Here is an 11,144-nt window from a genome sequence, read left to right on the forward strand (position 1 = left end):
TCCCGAGCCGGGCCTCTCAGCTCGCCTGGGACAGGGGCTCGGTCTGCTCCACCTGCGCCCGGACGAGCTGGGCGTAGGGGCCACCCCGCGCGAGCAACTCCTCGTGGCGGCCCATCTCCACCAGCCGCCCCGCGTCCATCACCACGATGAGGTCCGCGCGGCGGATGGTGCTCAGCCGGTGGGCGATGACGATGCGCGTGCAGCGCAGCTCCGCCAGCGCCTGCTGCACCTGCCCCTCGGTGATGGCGTCCAGGGCGCTCGTGGCCTCGTCCAGCAGCAGCACCGCCGGGCGATGCACCAGGGCGCGCGCCAGGGCCAGCCGCTGGCGCTGCCCGCCGGACAGCGCCAGGCCGCGATCCACCAGCAGCGTGTCGTACTGCATGGGCATGGCGAGGATGTCGTCGTGGACGTGCGCGAGCTTGCACGCCTCCACCACACGCTCCAGCGGCAGGCCAGGGCTGCCGAGCGTGACGTTGTCGCGCAGGGACGAGCCGAAGAAGGACGGATCCTGCAGCACGATGCCCATCTGCGCGCGCATCGAGCGCAAATCCAGGCTGTTGAGATCCACCCCGTCGTAGAGCACCCGTCCGCCGGTGGGCAGGTACAGGCCCAGGAGCAGGTTGGCCAGCGTGGACTTGCCCGCGCCCGAGCGGCCCACGAGCGCCACCATCTGCCCGGGCTCGATGCGCAGGGACACGTCGCGCACCACCGGGGCCGAGTGCGCGCTGTAGCGGAAGGAGACCTTCTCCAGCTCGATGGCGCCCTTGAGCTCGGGGGAGAAGCCGGGCTTGTCCCGGGACTGCTCGGGTGAGGCGTCCAGCACCTCGTTGATGCGCTCCAGGTAGCCGCCCAGCAGCTGGAACTGCGCCGCCGAGCCGATGAGGTTGCCCAGGGGCGAGAGCATGCTGCCCGCCAGGGCATTGAGGCTCAGCATCTCGCCGAGTGTGAGCTGGCCCTGGAGCACCTGCCAGGCGCCCAGGCTGAGCAGGATGAGCGGCGAGGCCATGCGCAGCGCGCCGAGGATGGAGTCGACGTGCAGTTGCAGCCGTCCCCGGTCCAGGGTCACGTTCTGCACGTCCACGAACAGGTGCGAGTAGTTCTCCACCGCCCGCTTCTCCGCGCCGAACGCCTTGAGCGTCTGGATGCCGGTGAGCATGGCGATCTGGTAGCTCTGGTTCTTCGCGTCCAGCTCCAGGTTCTGCGACAGCAGGCTGCGGCGGCGCTCGCGGGTGAAGAGGAAGAGCAGGAACTGCAGGAGGCCCAGCACCAGCACCACGAGCCCCGTCCAGGGGCTCGCCACGAACAAGAGCGCGAAGAAGATGAGCACCATGGTGCCATCGAGCAGCGTGGAGATGGCCGTGGAGGAGAGGATCTCCCGCACGGTGGCCTGCATGCCCATGCGCATCATCAGATCGCCCGCGGGCCGCAGCTGGAAGAAGGCGAACGTCAGGTCCACCAGGTGATCCAGGAAGCCGAGCGTCATGCTCGCGTCGATGCGGGTGCGCATCTCCAGGAGCAGGTGGCCGCGCAAGAGCGACGACACCCACTGGAAGAGCACGAGCGAGCCGAGCGACACGCCCAGCACGGAGAGCAGCTGGTAGTCCCCGCGCGGCACCACGCGGTCCACCACCATGCCCGTGAGCACGGGCACCGTGAGCACGAACAGCTGGAGCACCGCCGAGAGCACCACGATGCGCCCGAGCGTGTCCGATTGGTTGAGCAGCGGCATCAGGTAGCGGAAGGCCCCCGCGCGCGGCGTGTTGAGCTTCTGGAAGTCCTCGCTCGGCTCGAACAGGAGCACCACGCCGGTGAAGTGCCGGCTGAAGCCCTCCCGGGTGATGAGCCGCCGGCCCTGGGCGGGATCCACGATCTGGATCTGCTCGCCCACCATGCGCTCGAAGACGACGTAGTGGTTGAAGTCCCAGTGGAGGATGGAGGCGGGCTGCAGGAAGGGCAGCCGGTTGAGGTCGATGGAGACGGCCCGTCCGCGCAGGCCCAGCTTGCGGCCGGAGTCCAAGAGCAGGCGCGCGGAGACGCCGTCGCGGCCCGGGCCCGTCACCTCGCGCGCCTCGTCGAGCGTCACCTCGCGGCCGTGGTAGCCCAGCACCATGGCGAGGCACGCGGCGCCGCAGTCCGTGGCGGCCAACTGGCGCACCTCGGGCACGCGCCGCAGCCGCTGCCGCAACCGCTGGAGCGCCGGGAAGCGCTGCCACACCCCACCGGGCTGAGGCGGGGGCGCGGCGGGTTTGGGCTCAGTCGTCATGGGGGAAGAGCACCTTGAGGCCCGGAATCATGGCGAGGAAGATGGGCTCGGCGCGCACGGCGACCTGGGCCCGGGCGGGCATGCCCTCGAAGTAGCCCAGGGTGCGGCCGCGCACGGAGAAGGTCCGCGAGGGGATGGCCGCGCGCACCAGCACGATGGGCCCCTTCGTCTCCACCGTGTCCGCCAGGTCCGGCCCCAGGTAGCGCTTGAGCTCGCCGGGGCCGATGAGCTGCTCGCCCACGGACTCGATGCGCAGCTCGCGGTACTCGTACTGGAAGCCGTCCAGCTCCACGCGCAGGGGCATGCCGGGGCTCAAAAAGGGCCGGTAGTAGCCGGGCAAGAGCGCCAGCAGGTACGCCGACGCGTTGTCCTCCACGATGGACGCCACGAGCGTGCCCACCGTGAGGTACTGGCCCGGCTGGATGCGCACGTCCCCCACGATGCCCGCCACGGGCGCGCGCTGGGCCCGGGCCTCGATGCGCGCCTGGGCCTGCTCGCGCTCGGCCCCGAGCGCCGTGAGCGCCTGGCGCGCGGACTGGTCCGACAGGTCGCGCATGTAGCGCACCAGCAGCATCTCCATCTCGTGCTCGATGCGCACCAGCGACGAGCGCTCCTCCTCCGTCTGGAGCGTCACCAGCACCTGGCCCGCCGCCACGCGCTGGCCGGGCTGCACCTCCACGGACACCACCACCCCCGCCCCCTGCGCCATCACGTCCCGGCGCTGGTTCATCCGGATGATGGCCGGCCCGGTGGCGTACTCGGACACCGTGCCCACCAGGCACATGAGCACGCCCGTGCCCAGCATCGCCACCAGCACCCAGAACGTCCACCGCGTCCAGCCCGGCGACAGCATGAGCACGTCGCCCTCTTGGCGGCGGAACTGCCGGTGGTAGTCCAGGGCTTCCTTCCGGAATATGGACGATTTGCCTTCCACGCTCGCTGCCTCCGCTTCCGCTGGAGTCTAGTTGCCCGTGCCCGTGCTCGCGGCCCGCGCCTGCTCGCCGGACACCGTCACCCGCACCACCGAGCCCGCGGGGACCGGGCTGCCCGGCCTCACCGTCACGTCCGCGAGCGCGAAGACCATCCGCGTGGCCACGTCCACCTCGGGGGCCACCTGCGTCACCTGCCCCTCGAGCACGAGGCCCCCCTCTGGCACCCGCACGCGCACCGGCTGCCCCACCGCCACCGCGCGCATCTCCCGCATGGGGATGGCGAAGCGCACCTGGGACTTACCGCTGCGCAGCAGGTGCACGAGCGTCTGTCCCGCCCGGGCCAGCGCTCCGGCGTGCACGTAGCGGCCGGCGACCACGCCGTCGAAGGGGGCCCGGAGGCTCGCCTCGCCCACCTGCTGGCGCAGCTGGCTCACGCGCGCCTCCTGTTCGAGCACCTTGGCGCGCGCCACCTCCAGCTTCGCCGCCGCCATGCGCAGCTCGTAGCGCGCCACGGACAGCTCCTCGGCCGAGAGCGCCTGCAGGCGCAGCTGCTCCGGGGACTCGCGCCGCTCCAGGCGCTCGCGCGACTGCTCCAGTGACAGCCCCGCCATCTCCAGCTCCGCCTTGCTCGAGAGCTGGCCCGCCTCGGCGATGGCCAGGTCCTCGCGCAGCCGCCGCGCATCCAGCGTCACCAGCACGTCGCCCTGGCGCACCACGCTGCCCACCTGCACCCGCACGCTGTCCACCCGCGCCTCCAGCCGCGAGGCCACGTCCAGCGCCTCCTCGGCGACGAGCACGCCCAGCCACCCCTCCCCGTTCTCGGCCGCGCGCAGCGCCGGACGCTCCGGGGCCACCACACGGGGCGCTTCGGCCGGACGAGCGGGGGGCGCCGTCTGGCGCAGCGAGGCCACGGCGCCCACGAGGGCCAGCACGCCCAGTCCCAGCCCACCCATGAACGCTCGTGGCCCCATGTGCCCTCCAGCATATCCCAGCGCTCTCACGCCCTCCTATGCCCAGGTGCGCCGCCCGCTCGCCTGGGAAGGTTTGCCTCGGGCCTTTGCGGTTGATAGACGTGTCAGTCGAAAACACGGGATGGGCCAGGACATGCCACGCACGGCACAGCAGGTGGAGCAGCTCAAGGGCGAGCGCCGACAGGCCCTGCTCGCGGTGGCGCGCCGGGTGTTCGCGCGCAAGGGGCTGGCCGCCACGAAGATTGGCGAGATCGCCGCCGAGGTGGGCATCAGCTACGGGCTCGTCTACCACTACTTCCCCCAGAAGGAGTCGCTGTTCGCCGCGGCGCTCGAGGACACCCTGCAGCACTGGGACGTGTTCCTCGCGGAGGTGCGGCGCCAGGCCCACACGCCCTGGGAGCGGCTGGAGACGGTGTGCACGCGGATGATCCACGGCGTGCACGAGAGCCCCGAGTCGCTCTTCCTCGTCGTGCGCGCGCTCACCGAGGACGACGCGCCCCCGCTGGTGCGCGACGCGCTGCGCCTCTACCGGCAGCGGGTGCTCGAGCAGGTCGCGGCGCTCATCGAGGAGGGCCAGCGCGCGGGCTCGGTCCTGCCCGGCGCCCCGCTGGATCTCGCGCGCGCCTTGATGGCCCTGTTGCATGGGCTCGCGCTCAGCCGGGCGGTGGACGAGGACCTGCCCCCGCCTCCGCTCGAGGTGTTGCTGCGGCTGCTCAAGGCGCCCCCCGCTCCCGAGAAGAAACGGCGCACGACCCGCGCCCCCCGTTCCCGGCGATGAGCCGGGCCCGTCGCAGTCCGACCCTGACTCCCCCCACGAGACGAGCATGCGCAGAAGCCTCCCCCTGACCCTGGCCACCTGTCTGACCCTGACGAGCGGTTCCGTCCTCGCCGCCCCGCCGGCCCCCGCCGCCCCCACCTACCGCCAGGAGGTGGTCGTCGCCGGCTCGCCCTTCCAGGGCGTGCATGGCCTCGCGCTCGATGGGAAGGGGCATCTGCTCGCCAGCAACCTGCTCGGCCAGACCGTGCACACCATCGACCTGGCCACCGGCAAGGTGTCCCCCCTGGTGGGCCCGCCGCAGGGCGGCGCGGACGACGTGACCGTGGGCCCCGATGGCTCCGTCTACTGGACCGGCTACTTCGCCGGCCAACTGATGCGGCGCACGCCGGATGGCAAGACGCGCGTGCTGGCCAAGAACCTGCCGGGCCTCAACTCGCTGGCGTTCCGCAAGGACGGCCGGCTCTACGTCACCCAGCTGGGCCGGGGCGTCGACGCGCTGTCCGAGGCGGACCCCAGCGGCAAGAAGCCGCCCCGCACGGTCATCGCCGATCCGGGCTTCCTCAACGGCTTCGAGTTCGGTCCGGACGACAACCTCTACGGCCCGCTGCTGCTCAAGGGGCAGGTCGTCCGGGTGGACGTGGACACGGGCACCCTCGAGACCGTGGCGGGAGGCTTCGCGATGCCGGTCGCGGTCAACTTCGACACGAGCCGCGAGCACCTCTTCGTGCTCGACTCGGTGAAGGGCGAGCTGGTGCGCGTGCGCGTGGCCACGGGGGACAAGGAGGTCGTCGCGAAGCTGCCCACGGGCCTGGACAACCTGACGGTCGGTCCCGACAACCTCGTGTACGTGTCCAACATGGTCGACAACGACATCCGCGTGGTCAACCCCGCGGACGGCTCGGTGAAGCCCGTCGTCGAGGCGCGGCTGAGCGTGCCCTCGGGCCTGGCCGTCGCGCCGGATGATCCCGAGGAGCGGCTGTACGTGGCGGACGTGTACGCCCTGCGCCGCGTGGGCGGCAAGGACGGCGCCATCTCCCAGACGACGCGTGTGCTCTCCAGCCGCATGACCTTCCCGATGAACGTGAGCCTGAGCGCCCAGCACGTGGTGCTCAGCAGCGCCTACCTGGCCAGCCTCCAGGTGCTGGACCGGGCCTCGGGCGACATCCTGCGCACCATCCCCAACACGAACGGCGTCCAGGGCGCGCTGGAGCTCGCCGATGGCACGCTGCTCGTCGCCGAGGCCGCCAAGGGCCGGCTCGTGCGCATCGCCGCCGACGAGGCCGCGACGAGCACGGTGCTCGCCGAGGGGCTCGCGGGTCCAGTGGGCCTCGTGGCCGACACGGAGGCCGCGGAGCCCGGGGTGTACGTCACCGAGGTGGACTCGGGGAAGGTGACGCGGGTGCGCCTGGCGGACGGGAACAAGCGCACGGTGGCCAAGGGCCTCAAGGCCCCCGAGGGCATCGCCCGTCATCCCGATGGCGGGCTCATCGTCGCCGAGGTGGGCGCCAAGCGGCTGGTGCGCATCGATCCGGCCACGGGGCGCTCCACGGTGATCGCCCAGGACCTGAACATCGGGCTGCCGCGGGTGGGGGATCTGCCGCCGGGCTACCTCCCCACCGGCGTCGCGGTGGGCGGCTCGGGCACCATCTACATGTCCTCCGACAAGGAGAGCGCGCTCTACCGCTTCGTGCCCGTGCGCTGACGCGGGCCTCGGGGGGCCCTCACCCCTGGGGAGAAACGACCGAGGCGCGATGGCCTCCCGGCGCTGTACCGGGAGCCCACCGTGCCTCGCATGTCCGGTGCCTCGCCCGTCGGTTAGTTGGGGGGGCAGAAGACGATGTCGAAGTCCTCGGCGTTGCAGGCCGCCATGGGGCCCGCGTCGTCACCGGACCAGGAGTAGGACTGCGAGCACATGGCGTCGAAGTGGCGCGCCACGGGGCTGTTGGGGTTGTCGCGGTCGCGGCTCACGCAGGCGATGACCTGCCCGGCGGCGTTGCGCAGCTTGCCCACGTCCGGGCAGCCCGCGAGGATGTCCATGGGGCAGCTGCGCGTCTGACCGTTGCAGGTCGTCCCGCCCGCCAGATCATAGGGGACGATCTTCAGGGGCAGGTTGACCGCGTCCACGTGGCTGAGGTTGAACCAGTCCCAGCTGTTGTACTGGTAGAACACCTCGTTGAAGCCGAACTCCGCCAGCGAGTGGTGCTCGAAGCCCGGGTCCTCGCCCTTGCGGAAGCCCCAGTAGCGCTTGGTCAGCATCATCTCCGTGGTGCTTCCGAGGTTGCGGCACGCCTCGCCGCCCGAGGCCAGGTCCCCGCCGGTGATGTTGTTGCCGGCGAACGTCACCGGGAACGAGCAGCGGTTGATGAAGCGCAGGTTGGTGCGGCCATCGCCCCGGGCCAGACAGCCCGTGCCCGAGGAGGGCGGCGGCGTGGTGCTGCCGCCGTCCACCCGGTCGAAGGTGAAGTGCTGGTTGGCCGCGCCCGTGTACGGGTACTGCACGTACTCGGTGCCGTTGTTGGCCGAGCCCCAGTACAGGTCCACGGCCATGTCCGTGTGGCGCAGGTGCATGCTGAACTGGTTGTTGCCCCGGCCCACGAACTTGAACTGCTGGTTGTTGCCTCCCAGGTACGTCCACTGGTGCACCCGGGCGTTCTGCGCGGTGCTGTTGGCCTCGATGTCGGGGCTCTTGCCGCTCGCCGCGTTGATGATCTTCCAGTAGCCGCCCGACGTCGGGGAGATGCGGAACTTCTGCGCGGTGGTGCCGTTGCAGTCCCACTGCTGGATCTTCGCGCCGTCGGCGTTGCTGCCCGAGGCCACGTCCATACACTTGCCCGTCATCGCGGAGCGGATGACATAGTCACCCTCCACGATGCTGCCCACGATGGCGGCGCTCTCCACCTGCCCGCTCTCCTCGACGCCCTCCGCCTCGGAGACGTTGCAGCCCGTCAGTCCACCCAGCACGCCCAGCACGGACACACAGCCCAGTACGGTCATTCGCGACATGTTGAACTCCACGTAAGGAATTGAAGCGGTGGCGCTTCCCACCCGCCCCGCGGACCCGCCCGGCCCTCCCAGTACGCTGGAGTTTTACAGGCATGGCGTGATTTGGCGCTTTTGCGCGAAAGTCCGCTCTGGCTTGGAATCGCTGATTATCACTTCCTGATGGCTCGTGTCATCTGAGAAAGCGCCAATCCCAGAATCCCGGGCGAACTGTACAGACCATCACAAACGCCCCGGGCCGCCTCCACCCAGACGAAACATGACGCGCGCCGCCAATGCCTGACGCCGTGGCTGTCAGGCTTTTCGGCTCGCGGTTCAATTTTCTTCGGTGGGTGGTGCGGGGATGATCGAGACAGCCGATCAACGCGTGAAGGCCTGGGTGGAGGGCGTGGTCCGCCATGCTCCGGTCTCGTTCGGACCGCCCGAGCGCGCGGCCGGGGCCGCCGGGGTGGGCCTCTACCTGTTGGAGCTCGGCCCCGCGCCGCTGCCCCGAGAGCAGGGTCGGCCCGCCACGCGCCTTCAGCTCTGCTACCTGGTCACCACGGGGGGCGAGTCCCCGGAGCGCGCCCATGCGCTGCTCGGCGCGCTCGTCTTCGCGGCCCAGGAGCAGGCGGACTTCGAGGTGGAGCTGGCGCCTCCGCCGCTGGCGGTGTGGGCGGCCCTGGGCGTGCTCCCCCAGCCGGCCTTCCGGTTGCGGGTGCCCGTCACGCGCGAGCGCCCCGCGCCGTCCGTGCCGCGGGTCACCCAGCCGCTCGTCGTCCGGGCCGTACCGGCGGTGGCGCTGCGCGGCCGGGTGCTGGGCCCCGGGGACGTGCCCATCGCCCAGGCCCAGGTGGCCCTGCCCTCGCTCGACCTGTGCGTCCCCACGGACGCCCAGGGGCGGTTCCACTTCGCCTCGGTGCCCGCGGGCACGCCGCTCGGGCGGCTGGAAGTGCGCGCGCGCGGCGAGGTGCTCTCGGTGCGGCCCGAGGAGCTGCCCACCGAGGCGGGCGCCCTGCGAATCCGTCTGGCATTGAAGGAGGCATGACGTGGCGACGACCTATCTGACCCCGGGCATCTATGTGGAGGAGGTCTCCCGGGGACCCAAGCCCCTGGAGGCCGGGGGCACGAGCACCGCGGGCTTCGTGGGCCGCGCGCCGGACCTCTCGGCGCACCTGCACGAGGCGGTGGCCATCCATCACTGGTCCCACTTCGTGAAGGAGTTCTGCCAGACGAAGGAGCCCCAGAGCACGCCCCTGTCGCTCGCGGTGCATGGCTTCTTCCAGAACGGCGGGCGGCGCTGCTTCGTCGTCAACATCGGGGACAGCCCCAGCCTCGTGGGGGGCGGGGGTACGCGCCGGGGCGGACTGGACGTGCTGCGCGAGGTGGACGAGGTGGCCATCGTCGCGGCGCCCGGCTTCACGGATCCCAGCGCCTACAATGCCTTGCTCACCCACGCCGAGCAGATGCAGCAGCGCGTGGCCGTGCTGGACGCGCCCGAGGACGCCACCGTCGAGCAGCTGTGCCAGGTGGGCGCGGTCAACCGGGAGCGGACCGAGGCCGGTGCGCCGGACGCCACTCCCCGCCGCGCGCCGGGCGTCCGGGCCCGGGACTCGAAATACGGCGCGTACTACACGCCCTGGGTGTCGCTGTATGACCCGTTCGATCCCCGGAAGCTGGTGAACGCGCCGCCCTCCGGACACGTGGCGGGCATCTACGCCCGGGTGGATGGGACGCGGGGCGTGCACAAGCCCCCGGCCAACGAGCAGGTGCGCGCCGCGGAGGGCCTCGCCGTGTCCCTGACGCGCGAGGAGCTGGGGGTGCTCAACCAGAGCGGCGTCAACTGCATCCGTTTCTTCCCCCAGGAGGGCATCAAGGTGTGGGGGGCGCGCACGCTCTCGAGCGATCCCGAGTGGCGCTACCTCAACGTGCGCCGCCTCTTCTGCATGGTGGAGGAGGCGATCGCCCGGGGCACGCGCTGGGTGGTGTTCGAGCCGAACGATCTCACGCTGCGCCGCTCGGTGGTGCGCGACGTGGGCGCCTTCCTGCGGCGGCTGTGGCGCGACGGCGCCCTGGTGGGGCGCACCGAGCAGGAGGCGTTCTTCGTCCAGTGCGACGAGGAGACCAACCCCCCCGAGGTCGTGGACGCGGGGCAACTGGTGGCGCTGATCGGCCTGGCGCCGGTGAAGCCCGCCGAATTCATCATCTTCCGCATCGGCCAGTACGCGGGCGGTGTGGCGCAAGAGGAGGCGAGCCGTGGCTGAGCCCAGACAAGCGGACACCCCACCCCCCGAGCCCTCGGGAGCCCAACCGGGCGCGCGGGAGGATCCCCTGCGCGTGTACAACTTCAAGCTGGACATCAACGGGGTGAGCGAAGGCCACTTCACCGCGTGCGTGGGGCTGGAGGCCAAGGTGACCGCGCTGCGCTACCGCGAAGGCGGCGCGGGGACCGTGGTGCGCCGGCTCGCCGGGCCCGTGGCCTATGGGGATGTCACCCTGCGCTTCGGCGTGACCACGTCCCGCGCGCTGTGGACCTGGTTCCAGGACTCGCTCCAGGGCACCCCCAGCCGCAAGAACGTCTCCATCCTCATGACGGGGCCCGACGGGATGACCGAGGTGTTCCGCTGGAACCTGGTGGACGCCTGGCCCTCGGAATGGCACGGCCCGGGCCTGGATGCGCTCGAGCAGATGGTGGCCATCGAGTCCCTCACCCTCGTCTTCGAGTCCCTCCACCGTGGCGGCTGAACTTCACGGACGGCGCCGCAGCGCGCTCACCCTCGCGCTCGCGCGGTGGCTCAAGGCCTGGGCGGAGCGGGTCCTGGAAGAGGACGCGCACGCCCGGTCCTCCCGACGGCCCGCGCCCGACGAGCCCCCCGCCCACTGGCGCCAGCTCGTGGAGGCGACGCGGCGGGGACCTCCCGCGCACTGGGTGGAGCTCGTGCGGCGGACCGCGCCCTGGATGCTCGAGCCGTCGCACGTCCCGGAGCTTCACGACACACCGCCCTCGCCCTCGCCCTCGCCCTCGCTCCAGCGCCCGTTCCCGGCCGCCGTCCCGGAGCCGGAGGCCGCGCCGCCCCCGCGCGTCGCGCCGCCCCCACCGAGGCCCTCCGCCCCGCGTGTCCGGCCACGCGCCCCCGCCTTTCTCCGGGTCCCCGCGTCCGCGGACTCCGCCTCCGCCTCCGTCCCGGCCGCCGCGCCCGCCCCGGCGCCCGCGCGCGTCA

General features: G+C 71.7%; 9 protein-coding genes. 5 read left to right on the forward strand and 4 right to left on the reverse strand.

Annotated elements, in window-relative coordinates:
* Positions 1-16: 16 nt before the first annotated feature.
* From I3V78_RS24810 to I3V78_RS24820, 3 genes are all read right to left on the reverse strand, one after another.
* A complete protein-coding gene (locus tag I3V78_RS24810) occupies positions 17-2,263 on the reverse strand; it encodes a peptidase domain-containing ABC transporter (protein WP_204490919.1) in 2,247 nt (748 codons plus the stop codon).
* A complete protein-coding gene (locus tag I3V78_RS24815) occupies positions 2,253-3,116 on the reverse strand; it encodes an efflux RND transporter periplasmic adaptor subunit (protein ID WP_204496789.1) in 864 nt (287 codons plus the stop codon). The genes I3V78_RS24810 and I3V78_RS24815 overlap by 11 nt, the downstream gene beginning before the upstream one ends.
* Positions 3,117-3,224: 108 nt before the next feature.
* Positions 3,225-4,166 (reverse strand): efflux RND transporter periplasmic adaptor subunit, encoded by a 942-nt coding sequence (locus tag I3V78_RS24820; protein WP_204490920.1) that lies wholly within the window; start codon positions 4,164-4,166, stop codon positions 3,225-3,227.
* Between the two features lie 133 nt (positions 4,167-4,299).
* Between I3V78_RS24820 and I3V78_RS24825 the strand changes: the two genes are divergently transcribed.
* Together I3V78_RS24825 and I3V78_RS24830 are read left to right on the forward strand one after the other, a co-directional pair.
* Positions 4,300-4,944, forward strand: coding sequence for a TetR/AcrR family transcriptional regulator (locus I3V78_RS24825; protein WP_204490921.1), 645 nt, complete (start codon positions 4,300-4,302; stop codon positions 4,942-4,944).
* Positions 4,945-4,990: 46 nt separating this feature from the next.
* Positions 4,991-6,646 (forward strand): NHL repeat-containing protein, encoded by a 1,656-nt coding sequence (locus I3V78_RS24830; protein WP_204490922.1) that lies wholly within the window; start codon positions 4,991-4,993, stop codon positions 6,644-6,646.
* Between the two features lie 113 nt (positions 6,647-6,759).
* On the opposite strand, the gene I3V78_RS24835 is transcribed toward I3V78_RS24830, so the two are convergent.
* A complete protein-coding gene (locus I3V78_RS24835; protein ID WP_204490923.1) occupies positions 6,760-7,947 on the reverse strand; it encodes an RICIN domain-containing protein in 1,188 nt (395 codons plus the stop codon).
* Between the two features lie 340 nt (positions 7,948-8,287).
* Between I3V78_RS24835 and I3V78_RS24840 the strand changes: the two genes are divergently transcribed.
* Genes I3V78_RS24840 through I3V78_RS24850 form a run of 3 tightly spaced genes read left to right on the forward strand, consistent with a single transcriptional unit; the run spans position 8,288 to position 10,668 of the window.
* The gene (locus I3V78_RS24840) at positions 8,288-8,971 is read left to right on the forward strand and encodes a carboxypeptidase regulatory-like domain-containing protein (protein ID WP_204490924.1); all 684 of its coding nucleotides are present in this window, start codon (positions 8,288-8,290) and stop codon (positions 8,969-8,971) included.
* Position 8,972: 1 nt separating this feature from the next.
* Entirely contained in the window at positions 8,973-10,187 is a 1,215-nt protein-coding gene (locus tag I3V78_RS24845) for a phage tail sheath C-terminal domain-containing protein (protein ID WP_204490925.1), read from the forward strand.
* Entirely contained in the window at positions 10,180-10,668 is a 489-nt protein-coding gene (locus I3V78_RS24850; protein ID WP_204490926.1) for a phage tail protein, read from the forward strand. Before I3V78_RS24845 ends, I3V78_RS24850 begins: the two co-directional genes overlap by 8 nt.
* Positions 10,669-11,144 lie beyond the last annotated feature (476 nt).

The organism is Archangium primigenium, assembly GCF_016904885.1.
Taxonomy (GTDB): Bacteria; Myxococcota; Myxococcia; order Myxococcales; family Myxococcaceae; genus Cystobacter; species Cystobacter primigenius.

Coding starts and splice junctions, on each gene's coding strand:
- I3V78_RS24810 (WP_204490919.1), bottom strand. CDS start 2,263: ATGACGACTGAGCCCAAACCCGCCGCGCCCCCGCCTCAGCCCGGTGGG.
- I3V78_RS24815 (WP_204496789.1), bottom strand. CDS start 3,116: ATGCTGTCGCCGGGCTGGACGCGGTGGACGTTCTGGGTGCTGGTGGCG.
- I3V78_RS24820 (WP_204490920.1), bottom strand. CDS start 4,166: ATGGGGCCACGAGCGTTCATGGGTGGGCTGGGACTGGGCGTGCTGGCC.
- I3V78_RS24825 (WP_204490921.1), top strand. CDS start 4,300: ATGCCACGCACGGCACAGCAGGTGGAGCAGCTCAAGGGCGAGCGCCGA.
- I3V78_RS24830 (WP_204490922.1), top strand. CDS start 4,991: ATGCGCAGAAGCCTCCCCCTGACCCTGGCCACCTGTCTGACCCTGACG.
- I3V78_RS24835 (WP_204490923.1), bottom strand. CDS start 7,947: ATGTCGCGAATGACCGTACTGGGCTGTGTGTCCGTGCTGGGCGTGCTG.
- I3V78_RS24840 (WP_204490924.1), top strand. CDS start 8,288: ATGATCGAGACAGCCGATCAACGCGTGAAGGCCTGGGTGGAGGGCGTG.